Source organism: Flavobacterium sp. CSZ, assembly GCF_015350725.1.
Taxonomy (GTDB): domain Bacteria; phylum Bacteroidota; class Bacteroidia; order Flavobacteriales; family Flavobacteriaceae; genus Flavobacterium.
This window is the reverse complement of the sequence record NZ_JADKPQ010000014.1, coordinates 146,455-173,428: the sequence shown is the minus strand read 5'-3', so window position 1 is coordinate 173,428 and position 26,974 is coordinate 146,455. Positions and strand designations below refer to the sequence as shown.

The following is a 26,974-nucleotide window of genomic DNA, read 5'->3' as shown; positions in this document are numbered from 1 at the left end:
TGCTTCTCTAATGCGGATGCAAAAATACAACTATTTTTAAGATGTACAATACCTGATGCAAAAAAAATTAAAAAAAATTAATAAGCCTTTGCAAACAACACTCTTTTTGAAGAAGGATTACCAGTAAACACACAGGTTCCCCCCTCTTCTTTACTATCCAAAGGAATGCAGCGAATTGTGGCTTTTGTCAAGTCTTTTATTTTTTCTTCAGTCTCAGCAGTACCGTCCCAATGAGCCGATACAAACCCTGCTTTACCATCTAAAACTTCCTTAAATTCCTCAAAACTATTTACTTCTGTAATATGAGTATTACGATAGTCTAATGCTTTGTTAAATAAATCTGCCTGAATCTGCTCCAGCAAGTCATTTATATAAGTAACAATTCCTTCTCCTGAAACTGTCTCTTTTGTCAATGTATCCCGTCTCGCAACTTCAAAAGTTCCGTTTTCTAAATCTTTTGGTCCAACAGCAATTCTAACTGGAACACCTTTTAATTCCCATTCAGCAAATTTGAATCCTGGTTTTTGAGTTGTTCTGTCATCATATTTAACAGAGATCTTTAATTTCTTAAGTTTAGCTGTCAATTCATTCACTGCAGCTGTAATTTCAGCCAATTGCTCGTCTGTTTTATAAATAGGCACGATAACAACTTGTATTGGCGCTAAATTAGGAGGCAAAACCAATCCCTGATCATCAGAGTGTGTCATTACCAAAGCACCCATTAAACGAGTAGAAACTCCCCAAGAGGTTCCCCACACGTGTTCTTGCTTTCCTTCGGCATTTGCAAACTTTACATCAAAAGCTTTGGCGAAATTTTGTCCTAAAAAGTGCGATGTTCCAGCCTGTAAAGCTTTTCCGTCCTGCATTAAAGCTTCGATACAATAGGTTTCATCAGCTCCGGCAAAACGTTCTGTTTCGGTTTTTATTCCTTTTACAACCGGAATCGCCATAAAATCCTGAACAAAATCAGCGTAAACATTCATCATCTTTTCAGACTCTTCTAATGCTTCTGCCTTTGTAGCATGTGCCGTATGCCCTTCCTGCCATAAAAACTCAGCAGTTCTTAAAAACAAACGCGTACGCATTTCCCAACGCACAACATTTGCCCACTGGTTAATTAATAAAGGTAAATCTCTGTACGATTGTACCCATCCTTTATAAGTAGACCAAATAATTGCTTCACTAGTAGGACGAACAATAAGCTCTTCTTCTAACTTAGCATTTGGGTCTACCATTAGTTTTCCGGGTTTATCCGGATCATTCTTTAATCTATAATGTGTTACGATAGCACACTCTTTTGCAAATCCTTCTGCATTTTTTTCTTCAGCCTCAAACATGCTCTTAGGCACAAATAAAGGGAAGTATGCATTTTGATGTCCTGTTTCTTTAAACATTCGATCTAATTCCGCCTGCATTTTTTCCCAAATAGCATATCCGTACGGTTTAATAACCATACATCCTCTAACGCCTGAATTTTCGGCTAGATCTGCCTTTACAACCAGCTCGTTATACCATTTCGAATAATCTTCTGATCTTGTAGTGAGGTTCTTACTCATATTGAATAGTTTGGCACAAATTTTGTTTTAATAATTTTAACTAAATAGTTTGACAAAACTAACTATTTTTGTAATGTGCAACAATAAAAAACACCACAGATATGAAAACTTCTACATCTCTCCGCCAAAACTCAAGTCATTTTTACTTAATTGGAATATTGAGTTTTCTACTAGCATCGTGTGGTTCTTACCAAAACGCTTCGTATAATGATAATGATGGAGTATATGGTGGTTCGACAAGAACGTATGCTCAAACAAATACCACAAACACAAATAATCAATACAAAGATTACTTTAGATCATTGCAAGATGACAATCAGCCAACTGAAATTTTTACAGATGTTGACACGTATGGCAATTATGCCGATAATGACAGCACACAAACAGTTGCAACCGCTTACCCTGCCTGGGGAAGCGCAAATACTGATGTTTCTGTAAACGTTTATTCTGACCCTACATGGTCAATGGGATTCGGAATTGGTTTCGGATATCCATATTACGGATGGGGCTACGGAGGAGGCTACTGGGGCTACCCTGCATACGGCTGGGGCTACCCAGGATATTGGGGACCAGGATGGGGCTATCCAGGATACAGACCTTACTACGGATACAATAACTACGCTTATAGTTATGGAAGAAGAGGTTCTGCCGCTTATTACGGAGGAAGAAACTATGGCTACGATAGAAGCTATAGCAACAGAAACTATAGCAATAGAAACTACAGCAGCAGAAGCTACACTGACAGAAATTTCAGCAACAGAAACTACACTACAAACAGAGGAAGTTATACAACAAACAGAAATGGGTATTCTGACTTTAGAAGAAGTTCTACAAACGGAAGAACATACAATTCTTCAAACCCAACTTTTACAAACAGACGAAGCGCTGCCCAGGGACAAAGCAATAGTTACGACTATTCTAACAGAAGATCAAGCAGTAACACGACTACCAGAAATTATAATAACGGTAATAACAGCGCACCAACAAGAAGCTACTCTCCTAGCCCATCACGTTCTATGAACAGTGGCGGAGGAAGCATGAGATCATCTGGTGGCGGTGGCGGTGGCGGAAGATCATACGGAGGAGGCGGAGGTGGAAGAAGATAATATCTTCTTTCACAAATCGAAAAATCACATTAAAAACTTATCCCAATGAAAAAAATATTATTCCTCCTTATTACAGGATTAACTGTTAGCGTCTCACATTCACAAGAAGTATCCGATGCTATTCGTTACGCACAAGACAACCTAACCGGAACAGCTCGTTTTAGAGCAATGAGCGGTGCATTTGGAGCAGTTGGAGGAGATTTATCCTCAATAAGTGTCAATCCTGCAGGATCTGCCGTTTTCTTAAACAATCAGACCGGAATAACTTTTAGCAACCAGAATATTAAGAATAATTCTAATTATTTTGGAACGCAAACAAGTGATAAAGAAAATTCTTTTATACTAAACCAGGCGGGAGCTGTTTTTGTTTTTAACGATCACAACCCAAGCAATAATTGGAAAAAGATTGCAATTGGAGCGAATTATGAAAATACTAACAATTTTAATAATTCTGTTTTCTCAGCAGGAACAAATCCAACAAATTCTATTGATAAATACTTTTTAGCGTTTGCTAACGGAATACCTTTAAAAGATGTAACACAAATTGATTATAGAGATCAGTTTTACGATGAGCAACAAGCTGCTTTTGGATATTATGGAAAGGTAATAATACCCGCAAACCCAGGGGATATTAATGGAACTCAATACCTAAGCAATGTACCTGCTGGTGGTAAATACTACCAGGAAAATGGCTTTCAGACTAGCGGATACAATAGCAAGTTAAGTTTCAACATTGCAACATCATATAAGGACAGAATATACCTAGGTGCCAATTTAAATGTCCACATAACCGACTATAGAAAAACAAGTAGTTTTTTCGAAAAAAACGACAATCCACTGCAGCCAACTGAAACAATATCTGATCTAACCTTTAACAACGACCTTTACACATACGGTAACGGGTTCTCGTTTCAACTTGGAGCCATTGCTAAAGTTACAGAATCTTTCAGACTTGGTTTAGCATACGAATCTAATACCTGGTACGAGCTTTATGACGAATTATCACAAAGTTTATACACCACAACTGATGTTATCGGAGGACAAACTAAATATTATAACGACAATCCAAATATTGTAAACGTTTACGAATCATACACTTTACAAACCCCTGGGAAAACAACGTTTAGTGCTGCATATGTATTTGGAAAATCAGGATTAATTAGCGTCGACTATTCCATTAAAGACTACAGCAACTCTAAATTCAAACCAACAAGTGATACACGATTTAGAGGCTTAAACAATGACATTAGCAATCAATTGACTACTGCCGGTGAATTAAGAGTTGGTGCTGAATATAAAATAAAACAATTGAGCCTACGTGGTGGATATCGTTTTGAAGGTAGTCCTTATAAAAACGGAACTACAATTGGAGACCTAAACAGTTACTCTGGAGGTTTAGGCTATAATTTTGGAGGAACAAGAGTAGATTTAGCTTATTCTTATTTGGAAAGAAAATCGAATCAGGGATTTTTCGCAACAGGATTTACTGATGGCGCAAACATTACATCGAAACTAAATAATGTTTCTTTGACTTTATTATTTGAATTGTAATTAAGAATAAATAGATGAATGGAAATTTCCGTCAGGCGTTGTCTGGCGGATTTTTTTTTAGAACTAAGAAACTGGAAATTTCACACCAATAAAACCTGACAGCAATACTATTAGCTTAATTTTAGACACAAATTTCACGAATATACACCGATTTAATAGGCTTATTTACTTTGTGAAATTAATTCCGCAAAGCAATTGGTGCAAATCAGCGAAATTCGTGTTTATTCTAATTTGTCCGCATATCAGAATAACTATCCAAAAGCTTCATAAAAAACACGTAAAAGAAAAGGAAACAAGCGGTGTTTGAATAAAAAAGTGTAATTTTGCACTCCAATTTATAAAAGTATGAGAACCAAGTCTTTAAAAAAGAACAAAATTAACGTAATCACTCTTGGGTGTTCGAAAAATGTATATGACAGTGAAGTGCTAATGGGACAACTTCGTGCAAACGGAAAAGAAGTTGAACACGAAGCACCAGCAGAAAGAGAAGGAAACATTATCGTAATTAACACTTGTGGTTTTATTGACAATGCCAAAGCAGAATCAGTAAACATGATTTTGGAATATGCAGACAAAAAAGACAGAGGATTAGTTGACAAAGTTTTTGTGACTGGTTGCCTATCTGAGCGTTACAGACCTGATTTAGAAAAAGAAATTCCGAATGTAGACCAGTATTTTGGTACAACAGAATTACCTCAATTATTGAAAGCCTTAGGAGCCGACTATAAACATGAATTATTAGGAGAGCGTTTGACTACTACTCCTAAAAACTATGCTTACCTAAAAATTGCCGAAGGCTGCGACAGACCTTGTAGTTTTTGCGCTATTCCGTTAATGAGAGGTTCGCACGTTTCGCAGCCAATTGAAAAATTAGTGAAGGAAGCACAAGGTTTAGCTAAAAATGGCGTTAAAGAATTAATACTGATTGCTCAGGATTTAACATATTATGGTCTTGACATTTACAAAAAGAGAAATCTTGCTGAACTTTTAGAAGAATTAGCAAAAGTCGAAGGTATTGAATGGATTCGTTTGCATTATGCCTACCCTACAGGTTTCCCTATGGATGTTTTGGAATTAATGAAACGCGAACCTAAAATTTGCAATTATATTGATATTCCGCTGCAACACATTTCTGATTCAATATTAAAATCGATGCGTCGTGGTACTACACAGGCTAAAACGACTCAATTATTGAAAGATTTTCGTGCTGCGGTTCCTGGAATGGCAATTAGAACGACTTTAATCGTTGGATATCCTGGAGAAACTCAGGAAGATTTTGAAATTTTGAAAGATTTTGTTCAGGAAATGAAATTTGACAGAATGGGTTGTTTTGCTTATTCTCATGAAGAAAATACGCATGCTTATTTATTAGAAGATAACGTTCCGGACGATGTAAAACAAGCCAGAGCAAATGAAATAATGGAATTGCAATCGCAAATTTCATGGGACCTGAATCAGGAAAAAATTGGTCAGGTTTACAAATGTATTATTGACAGAAAAGAAGGTGCGCACTTTGTTGGAAGAACTGAGTTTGACAGCCCGGATGTTGACAATGAAGTTTTGATTGACGCCTCTAAACATTATGTAAAAACAGGTGAATTTGTTAATATAAGAATAATAGAAGCAACAGAATTTGATTTATACGGAGAACCTGCTTAAATTTACGCTAAACAATTATCAATTTAAGATAAAAACATTTTTTATGAAACCTACTCAATCTTTATTTCTTTTGGTTTTTACCTTATTCTGTTTCAATTTTGCTTCGGCTCAATACGGAAATGGATATAATAACGGCTATGGCGGCGGCGGTTACGGAAATGGTTATGGGCGCGGTGGCGGAATGGGAATGGACAGAAGTATGATGTCCGGACCACAACCAAATACGAGCAAACCTAAAGAAACTCCACCCGAAGAAATGGCAGCTAAAATTGTAGAACAAATGAAACCGGTAGTTAACCTTGATGAACTTCAGGCCATTGCCATTGCAAATGTTTTTACTGATAGCATGAAAGAGCAAGGAATTCTTTTGAAAAATGAAAGCAGCAGTCAGGATGAAAAAGTAGAACAAATGAAGGCATTAAGAGAAAGTACTACTAAAAAAATAACTGCTTTCCTGAATCCGGATCAGGTTGAAAAATACACTGCCTTTATGGCTGACTTTAAGGAGATCAAAAAACCTTCGAAATCAAAAAAGAAAAAAGATTCTAAAGATAAAGACACAAAAGAAGTAAAAGAAGAAACTGAAACAACGAAAGTTCAGGAATAATTGTTTCAGCCTCATCTTAAAATATAAGCACTATGACAAAAAAACACTTTTGTTATCTGATTTTAACCCTTGTTATCACTGCCTGCTCGACAAACCCTTATAAGACTACAGAAAAGGTCTACGATCAGCAGCTTAAGACTTTAGAAACCCAAATTACGAGCAAAGAGGCTAAACCGATACCTGCCGTTAGCCCTGTAGTTATTGATACGAGTTATGCAGCTCAATTAGGTATCGTAAAAGATACTTTATCAAAAACAGGATCTACATATTTACTTAATGGAGTAAATACAGAATGGGTTGGGACTGTGAACTTTAATTTGAGAAAACCAAGTTTTATTATTATTCACCATACTGCTCAGGATTCTATCCAGCAAACCATAAAAACTTTTACTTTAACAAGAACTCAGGTAAGTGCTCATTATATTATTTCTGAGAACGGAAAAGTAGTTCAGATGTTGAATGATTATTTAAGAGCATGGCATGCGGGAGCAGCAACCTGGGGAAAAAACACAGATATAAACTCTTCGTCTATAGGAATTGAGCTGGACAATAATGGTTTTAAACCTTTTACAGAAGCACAAATTAGCAGTTTAGTAGCTCTTTTAACAAAACTAAAGAAAGACTACAACATCCCTACTCAAAATATATTAGGTCACTCAGATATCGCTCCAGGCAGAAAACAAGACCCAAGCGCTTTATTTCCATGGAAAACTTTAGCTGAAAAAGGTTTTGGTATTTGGCCCGATGAAGTTCTAGAAGAAGCTCCTTTTGATTTTAAAATAGAACCTGCTTTGAGAATTATTGGGTATAATACCAAGAATCTTTCGGCAGCAATTCAGGCTTTTAAACTACATTATATTCAAACCGATGTAACAACAACTTTAGATCGAAAAACAATAGATACTATTTACTCGATTTACAAAAAGCAAATTCAGTAATAAGATAAAATACTTCAATATAAAACGCGTTTCTAAACATTTAGCAACGCGTTTTTTTATTGAATAAAGTTTATGTTTAACACTAATTCCAAAAATTTGCACAAATCGAAAAGGGAAAATTTAGCCACTCTCTATAAGCTATGGAGATAGAAAATTATTACTTTAAAATATTTTTGTTTCACGCAGATTTAAAAAGATTAAAGCAGATTAAAATGGATTTAATTTTCAAACTTTAGTAATCAATATATTTGCGCAGATCTGCCTAAATCTTTTTAAATCTGCGTGAAAAAAGAATTCGTGAATTACTTTATCTCTTCTCTATCACTCTATTAATTGCAAAAAGACTTCAAATAAAAAAGCTGCCAAAACATTAGTGTGTTTTGACAGCTCCAAAAAAAAAAAAAAAATATCAATCTTTATCTCTAGAAAGAGTATGTTGTAGCAATTAGTGCGTAGAATGATCCTCCTGTTGGTAAAGCATCTTTATCTAAAAAGATATCTTCTGAGGCAGCATCATATCTTAACTCGGGAATTATCGTTAGTTTTCCAACTTTATAATTTAAAGAAACTGTATTAGCAAAAACACTTGATCCCATTAATGTTCCAACATTAGCGGCAGCATCTTTAGCATCAAAATATTCCATTCTGTAAGCTAAACTCAATGATGGTTTGAAAGCATAATTAGCGTATCCTACTACTGAAAACCAATCACCATCTAACTCGCTGTCGAAATCATTTTTAGTTTTAGCATACGTTGCATTAAATCCTAAAGAAAAAGCATCAGTTATTGTTTTTGATGCCACAAAATCGATTTGTGTTTTATTTTCATCAGATGGCACTACTAAAGTTCCAGGAGTTGGATTTGTACTTCCTGATGTAAAATTCAGGTAAGCACTTCCCGTCTCACCAATATAACCCAACTGAGCTATAAATGTTTTTTGAGTTGAGCCTGCATCCATAGCTGATTTAAAATCGGTAGGATTTGTAATTCCTGCCATGGCAGTAAACTTTCCTGAGGTATATTGTGCTTTTACCCCTGTATTAAAGAACGGACCATAAGAAAAGGCGTAAGACATGCTGTAGTTTTTATTTCCTATCGCATCTAATACTTCATATCCTATATGTGTACCAAAACTACCTGCGACTACTTTAAATTCATCTGTAATTTGATAAGTGAAAAACAATTGTTTAATTAAAAATTTTGCATCAATATCTTTGTCTGTTGTTTCATTGTATGAAAATTCTCCTGCTCTTTTTCCGAAACCTAAGTCTACAAAAACAGAGGCTTTCCCAAATGTGTGTGCTGCCTGAACAGAGGCCATTCCTAATTCAAATGAATCTTGTGAGTTGGTAAAGCTCGTTAATCCATTCATTTGTTTTGAAAAATCATATTTATAGTAAGCATCTGCAGATCCTCCCCAAGTTGTTGCTGGCGAAGTCGTGGTTTCAGTATCTTCTTGAGCAAAAGCAAAAGAACTCGTTAACATCGCGGCAAAAATGTGTAATACTTTTTTCATGTGTAATTGGTTTTTGGTTATTAATTGATTCTGGTTAGTTAATCTTTTATATATGTATTGTAATACTATAAGTCCCTTTTTAAAACCTCATTTCCGCCTCTAAAACATCTTCATTTTCATTAGCGAATTTATTAACTTTTGTATGAGTAGAATAATTGAAGACTATTTTTTTGATGTTTTGACAGCAGAATTATGGATTACAAAAATTAAATTAACAATAATCGTGATTTGACATTTATACAGAATCATTTTTGAAAATTCAACAACGAATTTTATCGCGTTTTTAATCAAAAACACATACTAAATAAAAATAAAGACTAAAAAATAGTACTAAAAACACCAAAAAACAAATCTAAAAACAAAACACCCCCTAAAAAAATAGGGTCATGCTTAAAATTAAAAATAAAACACAAATTAAAAGATATATTTATATAACAAATAATCCACCACAAGTTATAAAGTCTAAATTCTTACAAAAACGCAATGCTGAAATTCTCATTTTGACAGATTATCAAACCAAAATATATAAACGCGAGTAGTACCAAATAATCCAAAAGAGGAATAAAAAAAAGGACGCACTATTGCGCATCCTTATATCTATAAATTACTAATAAAAATTACCATCACGAATTTCTTCCTGGCAGCTTATTTATCTTTTATCATTGAAAAACAAATAAGTTTGCTTACGAACAAGCATTATGTATCCATACTAATCCCATGTATTATATTTTTTGAAATATTGACGGGCTATAATTCCGGATTCTTTTAAGTCCTCCATTTTCCACTTACCGGTAGATTTTGCAGATTTTTTCAAAATAGAACAGGTTTCATCTTTATCAGATACTGACCAGATAATCCAGCTTAGTTTTCTGGCTTCCATCCAATCAATATATTCCTGCCAGGCTTTTAGATCTAACGGGCCATCACCAGTAGCTTCCATTCCGGCAGATTCTGATACAAAAATGGGTAAACCTTTATTTATAGCCGCATCTGTTTTATCCCTAAGTTCCTTACCGTGTGTTGAGGCATAAAAATGCATCGTATACATTATATTAGTATAACCTAAAATAGGATCGGCTGCAGCAAGATCTACATCCTGATCCCAATGTGGCGAACCAACCAAAATAATATTTTTAGGATCATTTTCTCTTATCACCTTTATTACTTCTTCAGAATAAGCCTTAACCTCAGCCCAGCTTTCATGATCCGGCTCATTAAATATCTCATATATAATATTGGGATATTTGGAGTATTTTTTAGAAATCTCTGCAAAAAATTCTTTGGCCTCCTTCAAATTAATATTATGACTGTGCCAGTCGACGATGACGTAGATATCCGCTTTGATTGCTCCTTTGATAACGGCTTCAATTTTTTCTTTCGAAAATTCTGGGTCTTTCATATAGGAGTATTCTCCAAGCTCAACACCCATAGCGGCACGAACAACATTACAGCTAAAATCTTTCCGCAACCATTTAACCGCCTTTTCATTATAAAACCTTGGCCACATACTATGCCAGCCAAAACTCATTCCTCTTAAAACAATAGGTTTATTATCACTATCTACTAATTGCGTACCTGAAACACTAAGATATTTATGTGTTTTAACCTGAGCATTTAGAAATGTAAAAGCAAACATAAAAGCGACAAGAAATATTTTTTTCTTTAACTTCATAATAAAAGATTTAATGGGATAATTTTAATGTAATCACATCATGAGAAGCTAGCTCTGAAACAAAACTCTTCTTAGTATTTCCTATTTCTTTATTCTTCCAAAGATCTTTCAATTTGTAAACTATTTTATTAAAATCAGCTTCGTAACCAAAATCAGTATCTTTTATTAAATGCTTTTTCCAGTCGAAATTGATTTTTTTCGAGACTTCACTTCTATTTAAAAAAGTAACCGCCCAATTTCCATCTGATAATGGTTTTACCCAAACTTCTAAACCATCTTCGGCAGAATATTTAAAACCCTGAATTCCTAATTTATCCTGATTGATGGCGATCAAATCTTTGTTGGTTAAAATTGCCAAGGTTTCTTTAGACATTTTTCTGAAATCATTTCCGGCTACAAGCGGAGACGAAAGCATACACCAAATGGCAAAATGCGATTTATCTTCAGTATCATTCATTTCATTTCCAACTTCCATCATATCAAAATCATTCCAATGATCCGGTCCGGAATATTTACGAATATCTTTTCTCATTTCGGCTATTTTCATGAATCCCCACGAAGACCAATTTTCAGGATGCTTGAATTCGCAATCGAAACAAGGATAAATATCGCCTGAGATTCTCCATAAATTGCCAACCGGTTTCCCCCACTCCCACGGCTGGTTATCTCCCCATTCGCAAAGACTAAAAACAATAGGTCTTCCGGCAGTTTTTAGCGCATTACTCATTGTAGTGTAGGCTTCCGGCGCCGTAATTCCTTTTGTATTGCACCAGTCATATTTAAGAAAGTCTATTTCTAACTTAGCATAAAATCTCGCATCCTGATATTCATAACCACGAGTTCCGGGATAACCCGCGCAGGTTTGCGTTCCTGCACAATTGTACAAACCAAATTTTAATCCTTTACTATGCACATAATCTACCACAGCTTTCATTCCGTTTGGAAACTTAACAGGATCCGGAACTAAATCTCCGTTAGCATCACGTTCTCTAGCCATCCAGCCATCATCGAGTACAATATAATTGTATCCCGCAGCGGCCATTCCGGACGACACCATAATATCTGCTGTTTCTTTTACCAATTTTTCATCGATACTGGTGCCAAAGGTATTCCACGAATTCCAACCCATTGGAGGCGTCATGGCCAAACCTTCGAATTTTCCTGCTGTTTGTGTATGTGTATTTCCCTGGCTAAAAGTAAAGTTGCACCAGATTGTAAGGGCTAATAATATTGCTTTTTTCATTATACTCTTTTTTTGATATTTTATTCTTTTATACTGATGAAGAACATTTAAACTTCATACATTCATAATTAACGGCATAAAAAACTCCAAATCGATAATCTCGAAATGGAGTTGTTTTTTTTTTTAAGAACAACTTTTTTTAATTCACAACTAAATTTTTACTTTTTACAGTTCCATTCGGATACGTTACCTGCACAATATAAATTCCTGCAGTCAAAGATGGTCCTATAGCCGTTCTGAGCGGAATATAGGTACTTGGACCAAGTAATGAAAATGTAAGCTTTAAAGCACCTGAACTATTAAAAATTTTACAAGTTGCCGGAGCTTGCGAAGAAACAGCAGTTGCAACGATAGTGATATAACCATCACTATACGGATTTGGCGATACCGTAAATTCATAATTTGGCCCAGGATTAGGCGTGTTGTTTAAACAACCGGTTAAATTTAACGAAACCGAATTACCATATGTTGTCGATGACACACTATTCGACTGACATCCTGATAATGATGTTGTGCTTGTTACATCATACAAAAAATAAGATTGTCCGTTTAATGGTAATTTTAATTCAAATACATTTTTCGAGGTTTGTGTTACTATAATACTAGGATCCGGTACTCTTGGTGCGATTGAAAAATTTGTGTTTGGGCTTGGATTTGGATCTGTTGTTACTGTTAATGATATAATATGATATTGACTGGTACAGTAATCATTTGTTTTTGTTACAAGATAATTGGGCTGTACAGGCACTTCGGGCGCAACAAATGTAATTTGTCTTACCGCTACAACCGTACCTCCGCTTTTAAATTCTACTTTGAGGATTTCTCCTCCCGCAATAAATCCCGGGTATTTATACAAAACTTTAAAAAGCGTCAAAGGCGATGGATTTCCTGAAAATGTCACAAGTGGATCCGTACAAGACCACACTACTTCATCATAAGGCACGCTTGGAGCTACTACTGAATAAGAAGGATTTGAGGCCACACAATAAGGATTTAAGCCTGTAATTTCCTGAGCATTTGATCTATAGCCCATTAAAATTAAACTAAAACTTAATAAACAAAGTTTTAGTTTGGTTGAAAATTGAAAGTCATTTTTTTTCATAAATTCTTTTTTTTTGGTTTGTTAATATGAAATAAATTTAACCCGAAAAACAGATGAAAAAAGATACTATTTTCTCAAATAGCAGTACTAAAAAATCACATAACAAACTGATTATCAATAAATAAATTGGTTTTTTTATAAAAAATATTCCCTAATTGAATGAATTAGGGAATACTTTAAACAAAACTCAAAATAAAAACTCCTTTTATAAGAAACCTATGTCATCAAAATATACAATTCCAGGTTCACCTGAATATTCCTGTATGTTTAATGAATTTATCGTTTCACCAATCTGATCTGCTTTAAGATCTGAAAATGGAATTGAAAGATTATTCCATTCCCCCGCTTTTACTTCAACAGAAAAACCTGTAGCCCAAGGCAAGTCAGATTTGATAGAAAAGAAAAGTCTTGTAGTTTTTATAGGGAATACAGAAATCTTCAAATAGCCGTAATCTGCAACATTAATAGAATTAAATCCTATAGACATACCTGTCCAACCCTCATTATTTGTCCTTTTAATAGAATAAGTACCACGATTTACCCTTTCTGTATTTTGAAAATCCTGAGTACCTCCCCAACCACCGTTCCAAACTGGTGAAGCTACACCTGAAAAATTATCACCATACAATAAGTATCTAACACCCAGCGTAGCAATATTTGAAACACCATAAACTGTTCGTACTGTTACAAGCGCATTAGAACCATAATCTGCCGGAACCGTTACTTGTATTTCTGTTTTAGACAATACTTTAAACGTAACCACTTTGTCATCAAACTTAACAGTTTGTACTTGTACAAAATTTAAACCTTTAATAATTATATCTTCTCCAGGAGCGGGAGATGCATTAGACACTCCTTCAATTACCGGAGCAGGAGGATCCAGAGATATCACATTATCTAAAACATTTACAAAACCATTTGTACCATAATAATCTGTTCCGGGAGCAGGTTTATCAGATCCGTTTACTTTTAAAACGCCATTGGTAACATTTACACTTAGTAAATAAAGGTCTGTATCTTCTGCATTGGCCATTGTAGCCAATTCACCGGTTGTTAGATAATCTGCTTGTATTCCGTCTAAATGTGCTACTCTCTTTTTTACTCCTTTTACAACATGGCTTAAGACCACCTCTCTTAAAACATCAACCGGAACCAAATTAATATCAGGATATCCAAGCGAATTTACGTAGCCGCTTTTTACCAGATAAGCATCAAAAGCAGCATCGGTAGGGATGAAAAAAGTGAAATTATCAGCCGTATCAAAAGTAGATTTTAATCCTGCTAAATCTATAGCCTTGGTAAAAGTCGCTAAATTGGTATTAACAGCGATTATTCCATAAACTGAGTTATAATTTTGCTGTGCACCTCCAACATCTTCAATTGTATCGTCGCAGGAAGAAGCCATGGCAAGCAAAAGTGCACCTAATGCAATTTGTTTTAATTTATATAGTATTTTCATAAGTTTTCTTTTTAATATTTTTTTACCTCTTAAGAATCATGTTATAATTTCAAATGATTCTTTCAAAACCTGTTCACTATTTTAATATCAGACCTAAATCATCAATATAAATAGTGTTCCCCCCTACTTTACCTCCAAATTCCTGAATAGAAATTTTATTCAGTTCTGCAGGATTATTAAAAGCACTAAACGGAATTTCAACATAAGTCCAGTCAGACGAAAAATCATATGATGGTTTAATCGCATCGCTGCCATTTAAGAAAACACCAACTTTACCTGCATTTTGTCCTTTAAGACTTACTCTGATACCTTTATATTTAGAAAGATCAACTTTAGCACTCGCAACTTTAAATTCTAATCCACCCCATTGATTCGCTGTCCATGAAATACATTTCGAACCTTGCTTAGGATCTTTGGCATAGGCATCGTTATAAGGATTTTCAGCATTCCATAAAGCATATCCATCACTTATCGAAGTATAAGCATCGTCGTAAATGGCACTTCCAAAAGATTGTCCGGCCACGGTAGTTCCTGATACATTGGTGATAGATAAGCTTTTGTACTGAATATCATTCGGTACTTGCACAGTAAGCTCTGTTAATGAAGAGGTAATTGGCTCGACTTTAATGGTTCCAAAATTTACAACCGGACGAAGGAAATAGTCACCTGTAATTGTGATGATATCTCCCGGAGTAGGATTAATAGGAAATCCTGTAATACTAGGAAAAGGAGGTCTTACTTTTACAGAATAAACTAAGGTTCCAATATTAGTAACCAGTTTCATCTCATCCATTTCGTTATAGTAAGGAGTGGCCGCGTCTACATTTACCACAATTACATTATCTGTAACCAAAGTTGGATTAAATATAGTTTCTAGACCATTAAACCAGATTGATTTTAAAGTCGAAAAACCTGAACCTCTGATAATATAGGTATTACCTGCATTAATAACATCTGTTGGCACATCTACCTGCCTGTCTCCTTCGATCAAAGGATCATCTATAACCGATTTGCTAATTCCTGTAATGGCTAATGTACCCGAAGAACCTCCGTCGTCATTAGAACAAGAATTAAGTAAGAAAATTGAAATTGAAGCAAGAAAGTAAAACTTCAATGACATTATTATTTTTATATTTTTCATAATTGTTTTTCTTTAAGGTTTATTTAAAAACGTAAGGAACCGGAGCTTCTTTTAATTTTGGATTTTTCCTAACATCATTAGCTGGCTTAGGAAAAATGAAATCCGTTTCTACCGGAGTATAATGTTTCACTCCTTCATAATCAGAACCTCTGTCTTGTTTCGAAATAATATCGATAGCTTCGGCTCTCGGCAATCTTCCCAAATCGTACCAGAATTCTCCCTCAAAGGCAAACTCTACTCTACGTTCCTGAAACAACGCTTTTTTGGTTAATGGTACATTAACACCTAACTCACCTAATCCTGCTCTTTTTCTGATTTTATTAAAAGATGCTTTCGCAGAAGGATCACTGGTTTCATTAGCTCCTGCTAAAATTGCTTCGGCATGAATTAATAAAAGATCAGCATAACGCATGATATAATTACAGTTGCTCATAGCTCCCCAATTGTCTGCCGGACCAGTTTCTCCCGTTTCCTGACCTACAACATATTTTTTTACTGCTGCTCCTGTTGCATCTAAAACATTTGGATATTTTGTTTTATCTAATGTAAACCCTACTACATCATCTCCTTTTAATGCCGGATAGTTATCCCCGTAAATCATATACGATTCTTTTCTTCTTACATCCCCCACTTCAAAAGCTTCCTGAATATCATTACTAGGAATATATACAGCTCCATAAGATACTCTGTCATTTAAAATATCCAAACCATATTGCACATTAGAAAAGTTTCCTGCCTGATATTCATTGACAGCTCCAGACCATTGCCATGAATAAATAGATTCTTCGTTATTGTTTTTACTCGTCAAAAACAAATCGGCATAATTAGGTAAAAGACCAAATTCTCCTGAATTAATTACTTTCTCTGCCATTAATTTGGCGTTTGGATAGTCTTTTTCATAAAGATAAACTTTAGCCAAAAACGACTCTGCAGTTCCCTGAGAAACAAAAACGTTCTCAGTACTTGATCCTCTTAATCTTACTTTTGATTTAAGGTTTGCAGCAGCATATTTTAAATCATTTTCGATGAACTTATAAACATCTTCAATTCTGTTTGTATTCACCATCGGATTTTTAGCAAGCGCTAAATTGTCTTCGATAATAGGCACGGGCCCAAACAAACGAACCAAATAGAAATAAGAAACTGCTCTAAAAAAGTGCGCTTCGGCAATTGTGTTTTTAATTACAGCAGGACTTACACCCGCTTTTGCATTGTTATTTAAGTTATTAATTAAATCATTTGATTGTGCAATAACACTAAAACAAGATCTCCACGGATCTGATAAAATGAAACTGTCTGAAGTTAGTTTAAACTGAATTACTTCGTTTCCATCAACATTCGACCAGCAGTTTCCTGATGACAATTCTGAAAGCGCGTAAAAACATTTAGTATAAAACGGTGCCCACATTCTTCCGTACATTCCGTAAGTAGTACGCTGAACCTGCTCATCCGAAGTATAAAAGTTATCACTAACATAACCATCCTGAGTAGGTCGGTCTAAGTAATCATCACTACATGAAGCAGACAAAGCCAGTAAAACAAAAACCACTAAGCTTTTAAAATTTATTTTATATATTTTCATAATAGTTTTTTATTAAAATTCAACATTCATTCCAAAAGTAATTGTGCGGTTCGTAGGGTAACGTCCCGAGTCAATTCCGCTCAATAAAGCATTTTGATTATAGTCTCCAATTTCCGGATCATAACCTGTGTATTTTGTGAAAGTGTACAGGTTTTGAACACTTGCATAAAATCTTAATTTGCTTAATTTGGTTTTAGAAAGTACATCTGATGGTAAATTAAAACCGAAAGTTAACTGTGAAATTTTCAAATAAGAACCATCTTCTACATAACGATCTGATATGGCAATATTTGGATGTCCGTCTCCGCCATCAGGTCTTGGATATTTCGCATTTGGATTATCCGGTGTCCAGAAATCAGCCGCTTCTGCCAGTTGATTTTCGTATAAACGCTGATTTTTTGTAGCAGCTCTTCTAGTTAAGTTCATTACTTTGTTCCCCTGAGATCCTGTTAAGAAAATAGAAAGATCAAGATTCTTATATCTAAATTGATTGTTGAAACTATAAATAAAATCGGCCTGTGGATTCCCGATATAAGTTAAATCCTTCTCATCGATCAAACCGTCTTTGTTCTGGTCAACATATTCTACATCTCCTAAAACACTTTTTACCGCTTTATTTCCTGTATAAGGTATTGGCGCATTTGCCAATTGTTCGTTTGTTCTGATGATTCCAACCGTTTCGTACCCATAAAACTGTCCAATTGGCTGACCAACTTCACTTTTCGTTACTGTTTTAGTTGTATATCCGTTAACCTGAACATCTTTAATTAAATCAAAATTATCCACCAAACTCAACAGTTTGTTGTTGTTTTTAGAAAACATAAGAGTCGCATCCCAGGAAAAGTTTTTAGAAAAACTGTTCGAATATTTAAGAGTCGCCTCAATACCCTGATTTCTCATACTTCCTAAGTTTACTGTTGGTGCTGCCAAACCACCCTGATATTGCTCTAAACCTGTAACATAACTTGGCAAAGGCAATACAAATAAAAATCCTGAAGATTGTTTTCTGTATACATCTACAGTTGCAGATAATTTAGCTTTGAACAAAGTAAAATCAAGACCTAAGTTGGTATCCTCAGCTTTTTGCCAGGTTAAATCCGGATTGGCAATGTTACCTGCTGTAAAGAAATTTCCTAAAGCCGATTTAATGGTTTGGATATTCGAGCTGTACAATCCGCCGCCAATATCTTGTTTTCCTGTTTCACCGTATCCCACTCTAAATTTAATATTGTCGATATAGTCTTTTGTACCCTCCATGAATTTTTCGTTAGAAAGCTTCCATGATCCTGAAATCGAAGGGAAGTAACCCCATCTTTTATCTTCGGCAAAATTCGAGCTGCCGTCAGCTCTTATTGTCCCTTGCAAAAAGTATTTATTATCAAAATTGTAATTCAAAGATCCCAAGAAAGAGTACAAAGCATTTGCTCCTTTATATTCGCTGGCAACCAAAGTTTTTTGATCTCCAAGATTTATCGAATGAACATCATTACTTAATAAACCACTTATAGACTGACTGCCGCCAAACCAATGTGAGTCTGTAGCTTCCTGAAGTCCCATAAGCGTAAAATTATGTTTTCCTGCAGCAAAACTATACGTTAGCATATTTTTAAGATTCAATCCGTACCATGTATTCGATCTTTCCTGAAGTTGGTTTACTTTGTTCACAGCAGCTCCCCAGGCATAAGTTGGTTGAAATCCTTCAAAATTCTGAATGTTGGTTGAACCACCAAAATCAAAACGATAATCCAACCCTTTTGCCAGTTTAGCAATTGCATAAAAATTACCCTGAAAATTCTTTTGTACCAAATAATTGGTATTCATTAGCGTACTTGCAACCGGATTAATCCACGCGCCTTGGGTGCCATTTTTAGGCGGTCCCGCATAAGTACCGTCTAAATTTTTAACCGCTACATCCGGAGTAGATAAAATCGTAGTACCAATAATACCATCGCTGTAACCTTCAATAGTAATATTTTGATTTGTAATACCTGTATTAAGCGTAACTCCAACTGTTAACCAGTCTTTAATTTTTGAATCCAGATTCACCTTAAAAGTATATCTTTTAAAATCAGAACCAATAACAACCCCGTCCTGATTCAGGTAACCTCCAGAAATATAATAACTTGTACTGTCCTTTGCTCCCGAGAAAGACAATTGATGACTGTTCATCAACGCTGTTCTGTATATTTCGTCCTGCCAATTTGTTCCTTTACCTAAAATCGAAGGCACAGCAAACTCATCTCTTGGCGCTACACCATAATATTGAGCCAGTGCATTTTGCTGCGTTGCATATTGGCTTAAATTCATTGTTTTAAGCAATCTTGTTACATTTTGTGTAGAAAAAGCAGTATCGTAGGTTATTCTTCCTGATCCTTTTTTACCTTTTTTAGTCGTAATAATTACAACACCATTTGATGCTCTTGAACCATAAACTGCAGCAGAAGCAGCATCTTTTAAGATATCCATGGTTTCAATATCATTTGGGTTCAAAAACGCCAATGGGCTATTGGTTACACTTCCTGTATTTGTACCAATATAACCACTCACAATTGTTCCTCCTGTAGCCTGATTTGTAGCATCTCCCGAAATAGGAATACCATCTACAATATATAACGGTTCATTACTACCACCTAGCGATGCACTACCACGAATCTTAACCGAAACACTTCCTCCCGGTTTACCTGAGTTATTCGTAACTACAACCCCAGCCGCTCTGCCCTGCAATAATTGCTCTACCGTTACTTGCTGAGAATCTTTAAAATCCTTTGCCGTTACTGACGAAATTGCGCCGGTAACATCTTTTCTTTTCTGGTTACGATATCCAACGTTTACCAATACTTCACGCAAATCCTCAGCGCTAAGCTTTAGAATCACGTTTATTTTACCTCCATTTTTTACATTGATTGTTTGAGTAACATATCCAATAAATGAAACTGAAATACTAGAGTTCGCTGGCGCATCAATAGAATAGTTTCCGTCAAAATCTGTTGAAACTGATTTTTTAGTTCCTGTTACCATGACATTTGCGCCCGGTATAGAAAGTCCCTTATCATCAGAAACTACTCCTGTTACCTTAACCTGAGCTGTAATAAAATTACTGGTCAGTAACAAAAATAAAATCAAAGGAACCGCTCTGTGGTTAGCGTTCCAATGAATGAAGTTAGTCATTAGTTTTTTCATAATAAATGTTTGGTTAGTTTAAATTTGTTATTCTAATTCAAGTCATAAAAAAGGGTTGTATTTATTTCTTAAATTATTTAACAAATCTATAACACAAGGAAACATTAAATCGATAGTATTATATCATTTGATGATAATATTTTTACTATAACGTTTTAAAAAAACACATATGAAAATAAAAAGTACAAAAAATTACATTATTCGTAAATCAACCCCGTTAAACTACTTGATCTTATAAATAAAAATTAACGAATTCGCTTAAAAGCAAACGATTTCGTTAAAAATAATATTTGTTTGTGTCAAAAAAGTATCATTATAAAATACGTTTTAATCCAGAGAAATCTTCTCTATACTGACTGGGCGTACAGTTTTTAATCGCTTTAAAACTACGATTGAAATTGGCGATATTATTAAATCCGGACTTAAAAGCAACCTCAGAAACACTCATATCTTTTTCCACCAGCCAACGTGCCGCATATCCAATACGAATATCATTGATATAATTAACAAAAGTTTTTCCGGTACGTTTTTTAATAAATCGGTTAAAAGAAATTATCGACATGCTCGCAATATTCGCAACATCTTCTAAAGTGATTTTTTCTGCAAAATGTTTCTGTACATATTCATACACCAGCTTCATTTTATCATAATCATCAAACGTATCATAATCTACTGTATAAGTCGACAGTAAACGTTGATTTCTGGAATTTGCCAAATCATACAACAACGAAGTAATTTCTAAAAAATAGTCCATACCATCTAATTTAGAAAGCTTTACCAGCCTTGGAGTCAACTCTTCGGCTACTTTTTTCGAAAATAAAATACCATGAATAGACCTGTTGAACATATCACGAATAGGATTCATAATACGCCTTGACAACAAAGATTCATGAAAAAGATCGTTATGAAACTGAATCGTAATTTCGTGAATTTTTTTGCTCGTACATTTACTTAATTCCCAACCGTGATATAAATTTGGACCAATCAAAACCAATTCGACATTATCAATTTCTTCAATATTATCACCCACGACACGCTTTACTCCTTTGCCGTTTAAAATAAAATTGATCTCAAACTCCGGATGGTAATGCACCGGAAAATCAAAACTATCTTTTACTCTGTCGAAAACTAAAAAACTATCCCCGGCCGAAAGCGGAGCAATTTCTCTGTAAAAATTTTTAGTATTACTCATCTTTAATAAACTATTTTAGGAAGTACTATTGGATTTTTTATTTGCAATAATATGATATATAATTGATAAAATAATATTAATTAAACAATAAACATCCGATTATCTTTGAAAAATAGAATTATGATTTTTACAAAAAGAATATTAATAATAAACATTAATCATTTTTAATACAATATCTTTTTAAAGTTTTGATAATTTTAATCAAAAATTAATACTGATAAATAGATTACAAAAACGAAGGTTTCGCAACACCTTTTTCAACTGTTGCTTTTACACTTATTACACTGAAAAACAACCACATTCCTAATGAAAAAAAACATACTAGCACTAATAACCGTGATATTTATAGGGACTTCCTGCTCCTCAAAGCAGTTGGTTACTAATACTAATTTGTCACTTTCAGATAAAAAAGCTACACCAGAAACCGTTTCTTTATATAAAAAACTCAATCAATTAACCCAAAAAGGTTATTTATTCGGGCATCAGGACGATCTTGCGTATGGTGTAAACTGGAAATACGAAGACGGTCGCAGTGATATAAAAGATGTAGTGGGCGATTATCCTGCGGTTTACGGTTGGGACATTGCGGGTTTAGAAAGAAATGACGCAAATAATATTGATGGAATTCCTTTTACTAAAATGAAACAGTACATCGAAGAAGCTCATGAAAGAGGCGGCATTTCGACAATAAGTATGCATTTTGACAATCCCGCAACCGGAAAAAGTGCCTGGGACAATACTCCAAATTCGCTAAAAACAATTTTAACTGGTGGAGAAAATCATCAAAAATTCATCAGCTGGCTTGATAAAGCGGCTGATTTCTTTCTTTCTTTAAAAGATAAAAAGGGAAAAAATATCCCGATACTTTTTAGGCCTTATCATGAACTTACCGGCGGATGGTTTTGGTGGGGAAAAGGAAATGGAACACCTGAAGAATTTAAGACATTATGGAAATTTACTTTCGAATATCTTCAGAAAAAAGGGGTTCATAATTTAATTTATATTTACAATACCAGTAGTTTCAGCTCTCAGGAAGATTTTCTGGACAAATATCCGGGTGATAATTATGCTGACATTATCAGTTTTGATTCTTACCAGAACAATGACGACAAAGACGGCAAAAAGTTTATAGAAGAAGTGCAAAACCAATTGAAAATTATCAATGAAATTGGTATAAAACGAAACAAATTAATTGCCATAGCCGAGGCGGGTTACGAAGCCATTCCAGACCCAAAATGGTGGACAGGAACTTTATCTAAAGCAATTGGAGACTATAAAATTTCTTATGTTTTATTATGGAGAAACCACGGCTGGCAGGAAAAAGAGCAAAAAATGCATTACTATGCGCCATATACAGGCCAAGTAAGCGCGAAAGATTTTGTTAATTTTTATAATTTGGACAAAACCTTATTCGAAAAAGACATTAAAAAAAATTGAGAATTAAAAATCTGTTTTAATCTATCTAAATCTGCGAGATCCGCGTACCTAAAAATTCGACACATAAAAACATCGATTTAAAGATATGTCATTCAAAATAAAATCTGTTTTTTATCCGCGTTTTACGAAGTAAATCCGTTTTATCCGCGTCAAAAAAATTCAACAAATAGAAACATTAAAATAATTAACCAAATCTAAATTACAACTTTTAAAAAAAGCCTGATGCACAACAAAATTAGTTTAAAAGAAAAAGTAGGTTACGGTCTTGGAGATGCAGCATCATCCATGTTCTGGAAAATTTTCAGCATGTACCTTCTCTTTTTCTACACCGATGTTTTCGGACTGGCGCCTGCCGTTGTAGGAACCATGTTTTTGATTACCAGAATCTGGGATTCTTGTTTTGACCCAATTGTGGGAATCATTGCCGATCGAACAAAAAGCAAATGGGGAAAATTCAGACCTTACTTATTATGGGTTGCCGTGCCTTTTGCCGTAATTGGTGTACTAACTTTTTACACACCTGATTTTGACGAAAAAGGAAAAATAATTTATGCTTACGTGACGTATTCAGCCATGATGATGATTTATTCCTTAATCAATGTGCCGTATGCATCGCTTTTGGGCGTAATGTCATCTGATAGGAAAGAAAGAAATACTTTATCCTCTTACAGAATGGTTTTTGCCTTTGGAGGAAGTCTTCTGGCACTGTGGCTAATTGAACCTTTGGTAAATTACTTCGGCGGAAGCCTAAACTCTAAATCAGGCTGGCTAACAACAATTGCTGTTTTTGGAGTAATTACAACTGCTTTTTTCTGGGCGTGTTTTTTCTTCACCAAAGAAAGAGTAAAACCCATTTCTGACGAAGAAAACAATCTAAAAGAAGATTTAAAAGATTTACTAAAAAACAGACCGTGGTGGATATTACTCGGGGCCGGAATTGGTGCATTGGTTTTCAACTCCATTCGTGACGGAGCTGCCGTTTATTATTTTAAATATTACGTAAGCAGCAGCGTGAATTTCGACTTCTCTCTTTTTGGAACCGATTTTCACATGACGCCAACTTCAATCTATTTGGTTTTAGGGCAAGCTGCCAATATCATCGGAGTAATTATAGCAACACCAATTGCCAATAAAATTGGTAAAAAGAAAACCTTTTTTGGTGCCATGGCCGTAGCCGCAATCCTGAGTTTGATTTTCTATTTATTCGGAAAAGAAGATGTGTTCTTAATTATGAGTTTCCAGGTTTTAATCAGCATCTGTGCCGGTTGCATCTTTCCGCTAATCTGGTCGATGTACGCTGACAGTGCCGATTATTCTGAGTGGAAACAAGGACGCAGAGCAACAGGATTGGTTTTCTCTGCTTCATCTATGTCACAAAAATTTGGATGGACCATTGGCGGCGCCGGAGCCGGATGGCTTTTAGGCTATTACGGTTTTCAGGCCAATGTAGAGCAAACTGCCACAGCCCAAAACGGAATTCAGTTAATGTTAAGCATACTCCCTGCCATCGCGGCCATAATATCAGTTGCTTTTATAGCATTTTATCCATTATCTGAAAATAAACTTCAGGTAATCGAACAAGATTTAAACGAAAAACGAGACCAAAGCAATTAAAAAAATACAGATACAGAAATCTATTTATATGACAGCAATAGCCACTTCAACTACATTTCAGGATAGAAAAGTAGCATTAGAAAAAGAACATAAAATACTGATCGAGCAAAAAAATGCTCCTCAGGATCATGCCGGAAACGGTATATACGAACGCTACAAAAACCCGGTTGTTACAGCAGCCCACGTACCATTGAACTGGCGTTTTGACCTTAACGAAAAAACCAATCCGTTTTTACAGGAACGCATAGGAATGAATGCCGCTTTTAATGCAGGCGCCATGAAATGGAACGGAAAATATTTGCTTGCCGTTCGTGTAGAAGGAATAGACAGAAAATCTTTTTTCGCTATAGCGGAAAGTCCAAACGGAGTGGATAATTTTAAGTTTTGGGAAAAACCATGCGTGATTCCGCAAACAGAAGAACCAGATACAAACGTGTATGATATGCGCTTGATTAACCATGAAGACGGTTGGGTGTACGGTATTTTTTGTACCGAAAGAAAAGATCCAAAAGCACCAAAAGGCGACACAAGTTCGGCTGTAGCCAATGCAGGAATCGTACGTTCGAAAGATTTGGTAAACTGGGAAAGATTACCTGATTTGATTTCGAATACAGGCCAACAGCGCAATGTGGTTTTACATCCCGAATTCGTAAACGGAAAATATGCTTTATACACACGTCCACAAGATGGCTTTATCGATGTTGGAGCCGGTGGCGGAATTGGTCTGGGATATGTGGATGATATGACAAATCCTGTTGTAAAAGAGGAGAAAATCATCTTTGGGAAACAATATCATACAATTTATGAATTGAAAAATGGACTTGGTCCCGCTCCTATCAAAACCGAAAAAGGCTGGTTGCATCTCGCACACGGAGTTCGTAATACCGCTGCAGGTTTACGTTACACCCTTTATATGTTCATGACCGATTTGAATGATATTACCAAAGTAACACACGTTCCTGCCGGTCATTTTATGGGACCAGAAGGAATCGAAAGAGTTGGCGATGTATCGAATGTTTTATTCTCAAACGGATGGATTGAAGATAATGACGGAACTGTTTATGTTTACTATGCTTCATCAGATACCAGAATGCATGTTGCCGTTTCGTCTGTAGAAAAACTGATTGATTATGTTATGAATGCGCCCGCAGATACTTTTATTTCTGCAGGTTCGGTGAAAACCATCATCAATCAAATCGAGAAAAACAATACAATTTAATTTACTGTGTCAATACAACTAAAGCAACTTAAATCTGAATTATCAGACGAACTAGATTCAATTTTAAAATATTGGTCAAAACATACTTTAGACAACGAAAATGAAGGTTTTGTTGGTCAGATTGATTTCAACGATCATATTATCGCCAATACCGAAAAAGGTTCTGTTTTAAATGCGAGAATTTTATGGAGTTTTGCAGCTAGTTATAAAGTCACAAAAAACGAAAACCATAAAAAGATTGCCAAACGTGCTTTTGAGTTTCTTTCAGAACATTTTTATGATGCTGAATTTGGAGGTTTATTCTGGAGTATTAATACTGATAGAACACCAAAAGATACCAAAAATCAAATCTATGCTTTAGCTTTTGCGATCTACGGATTATCTGAATTTTATGCTATTTCTAAAGACGATAAAGCTTTAGAAATAGCCATAAATTTATATTTGAAAATTCAGGAACACAGTTACGATCCTGAACAGAAAGGTTATTTTGAAGCTTTAACCCGCGATTGGCAACCCATAGAAGATTTGCGCTTGAGCGATAAAGATGCCAACGAAAAAAAAACCATGAATACGCATTTGCACATTGTCGAAGCGTATGCCAATTTATTTAAGGTTTGGAAAGACAAAAAACTGCAAAGCGATGTTATTGAATTATTAGAAACAATCGAGGCACATTTCATCAATACCCAAACCGGTCATTTACGATTATTTTTTGATGAAAACTGGATCGAAAAACCAGACGTTATCTCCTACGGTCATGATATCGAAGCGGCTTGGCTTTTATTGCAATGTGCCGAAATTTCTGAAGATGAAACCTTGATTGCTAATTACACCAAACATGCCATTCAGATGGCAGAAGTTACCAAAGAAGGTTTAGATACTGATGGAGCTTTATGGTATGAATTTGATCCTGAAAACAACGAATTAGTAGCCGAAAAACATTGGTGGGTTCAGGCAGAAGCTTTAATTGGTTTTTATAACGCTTATCAATTAACCGGTGATGAAACGTATTTAAACATCGTTTATAAAAACTGGAAGTTTATAAAAAAGTACATTTTAGACAAAGAAAACGGAGAATGGTTTTGGGGAATTAATCGTGATTATTCTTTGATCGAAAAAGACAAGGCTGGATTCTGGAAATGTCCGTATCATAATAGCCGGGCTTGTTTAGAGCTCATTAACCGAATTAAAACTTAAAA

General features: G+C 35.1%; 19 protein-coding genes. 9 read left to right on the top strand and 10 right to left on the bottom strand.

Annotation, left to right across the window (positions count from 1 at the left end; genetic code table 11):
• Positions 1-77: 77 nt before the first annotated feature.
• Positions 78-1,556, bottom strand: coding sequence for a proline--tRNA ligase (gene proS / locus IRZ78_RS16955; RefSeq protein WP_194617669.1), 1,479 nt, complete (start codon positions 1,554-1,556; stop codon positions 78-80).
• A gap of 101 nt (positions 1,557-1,657) precedes the next feature.
• Here proS and IRZ78_RS16950 point away from each other — a divergent pair, with 101 nt between their 5' ends.
• From IRZ78_RS16950 to IRZ78_RS16930, 5 genes are all read left to right on the top strand, one after another.
• Positions 1,658-2,662 carry a hypothetical protein gene (locus IRZ78_RS16950; protein WP_194617668.1) on the top strand — a complete coding sequence of 335 codons (1,005 nt, stop codon included), beginning with the start codon at positions 1,658-1,660 and terminating at the stop codon, positions 2,660-2,662.
• A 45-nt stretch (positions 2,663-2,707) separates the two neighbouring features.
• Complete coding sequence (locus IRZ78_RS16945; RefSeq protein WP_194617667.1) at positions 2,708-4,213, top strand: outer membrane protein transport protein; 1,506 nt, start codon at positions 2,708-2,710, stop codon at positions 4,211-4,213.
• Between the two features lie 345 nt (positions 4,214-4,558).
• The gene (rimO, locus tag IRZ78_RS16940) at positions 4,559-5,872 is read left to right on the top strand and encodes a 30S ribosomal protein S12 methylthiotransferase RimO (protein ID WP_194617666.1); all 1,314 of its coding nucleotides are present in this window, start codon (positions 4,559-4,561) and stop codon (positions 5,870-5,872) included.
• A 43-nt stretch (positions 5,873-5,915) separates the two neighbouring features.
• Positions 5,916-6,479 (top strand): hypothetical protein, encoded by a 564-nt coding sequence (locus tag IRZ78_RS16935; RefSeq protein ID WP_194617665.1) that lies wholly within the window; start codon positions 5,916-5,918, stop codon positions 6,477-6,479.
• 32 nt (positions 6,480-6,511) lie between these two features.
• The gene (locus IRZ78_RS16930) at positions 6,512-7,417 is read left to right on the top strand and encodes an N-acetylmuramoyl-L-alanine amidase (RefSeq protein ID WP_194617664.1); all 906 of its coding nucleotides are present in this window, start codon (positions 6,512-6,514) and stop codon (positions 7,415-7,417) included.
• A 422-nt stretch (positions 7,418-7,839) separates the two neighbouring features.
• Here the strand turns inward: IRZ78_RS16930 and IRZ78_RS16925 are convergent, their stop codons facing one another.
• From IRZ78_RS16925 to IRZ78_RS16885, 9 genes are all read right to left on the bottom strand, one after another.
• Positions 7,840-8,934, bottom strand: a complete 1,095-nt coding sequence (locus IRZ78_RS16925; RefSeq protein WP_194617663.1) for an outer membrane beta-barrel protein — start codon at positions 8,932-8,934, stop codon at positions 7,840-7,842.
• 709 nt (positions 8,935-9,643) lie between these two features.
• Positions 9,644-10,606 (bottom strand): glycoside hydrolase family 5 protein, encoded by a 963-nt coding sequence (locus tag IRZ78_RS16920; protein WP_194617662.1) that lies wholly within the window; start codon positions 10,604-10,606, stop codon positions 9,644-9,646.
• Positions 10,607-10,616: 10 nt separating this feature from the next.
• A complete protein-coding gene (locus IRZ78_RS16915) occupies positions 10,617-11,849 on the bottom strand; it encodes a glycoside hydrolase family 27 protein (protein ID WP_194617661.1) in 1,233 nt (410 codons plus the stop codon).
• A gap of 139 nt (positions 11,850-11,988) precedes the next feature.
• Positions 11,989-12,951, bottom strand: coding sequence for a T9SS type A sorting domain-containing protein (locus IRZ78_RS16910; protein ID WP_194617660.1), 963 nt, complete (start codon positions 12,949-12,951; stop codon positions 11,989-11,991).
• Between the two features lie 205 nt (positions 12,952-13,156).
• On the bottom strand, positions 13,157-14,410 hold the full coding sequence (locus IRZ78_RS16905) for a fasciclin domain-containing protein (RefSeq protein ID WP_194617659.1): 1,254 nt from the start codon (positions 14,408-14,410) through the stop codon (positions 13,157-13,159).
• Positions 14,411-14,486: 76 nt separating this feature from the next.
• Complete coding sequence (locus IRZ78_RS16900; protein ID WP_194617658.1) at positions 14,487-15,551, bottom strand: IPT/TIG domain-containing protein; 1,065 nt, start codon at positions 15,549-15,551, stop codon at positions 14,487-14,489.
• Positions 15,552-15,570: 19 nt separating this feature from the next.
• On the bottom strand, positions 15,571-17,133 hold the full coding sequence (locus IRZ78_RS16895; RefSeq protein ID WP_194617657.1) for a RagB/SusD family nutrient uptake outer membrane protein: 1,563 nt from the start codon (positions 17,131-17,133) through the stop codon (positions 15,571-15,573).
• 12 nt (positions 17,134-17,145) lie between these two features.
• Positions 17,146-20,313, bottom strand: coding sequence for a TonB-dependent receptor (locus IRZ78_RS16890; protein ID WP_194617656.1), 3,168 nt, complete (start codon positions 20,311-20,313; stop codon positions 17,146-17,148).
• A gap of 313 nt (positions 20,314-20,626) precedes the next feature.
• Positions 20,627-21,505: an AraC family transcriptional regulator gene (locus IRZ78_RS16885; protein ID WP_194617655.1), complete on the bottom strand. Its 879-nt coding sequence runs from the start codon at positions 21,503-21,505 to the stop codon at positions 20,627-20,629.
• Positions 21,506-21,811: 306 nt separating this feature from the next.
• Between IRZ78_RS16885 and IRZ78_RS16880 the strand changes: the two genes are divergently transcribed.
• The 4 genes from IRZ78_RS16880 (at position 21,812) to IRZ78_RS16865 (ending at position 26,972) form a co-directional block, all read left to right on the top strand.
• Positions 21,812-22,942, top strand: a complete 1,131-nt coding sequence (locus IRZ78_RS16880; RefSeq protein ID WP_194617654.1) for a glycosyl hydrolase — start codon at positions 21,812-21,814, stop codon at positions 22,940-22,942.
• Positions 22,943-23,164: 222 nt separating this feature from the next.
• Complete coding sequence (locus IRZ78_RS16875; protein WP_194617653.1) at positions 23,165-24,556, top strand: MFS transporter; 1,392 nt, start codon at positions 23,165-23,167, stop codon at positions 24,554-24,556.
• A 28-nt stretch (positions 24,557-24,584) separates the two neighbouring features.
• Positions 24,585-25,775 (top strand): glycosidase, encoded by a 1,191-nt coding sequence (locus IRZ78_RS16870; RefSeq protein ID WP_194617652.1) that lies wholly within the window; start codon positions 24,585-24,587, stop codon positions 25,773-25,775.
• Positions 25,776-25,781: 6 nt separating this feature from the next.
• Positions 25,782-26,972 (top strand): AGE family epimerase/isomerase, encoded by a 1,191-nt coding sequence (locus IRZ78_RS16865; protein WP_194617651.1) that lies wholly within the window; start codon positions 25,782-25,784, stop codon positions 26,970-26,972.
• The last annotated feature ends 2 nt before the right edge of the window (positions 26,973-26,974 follow it).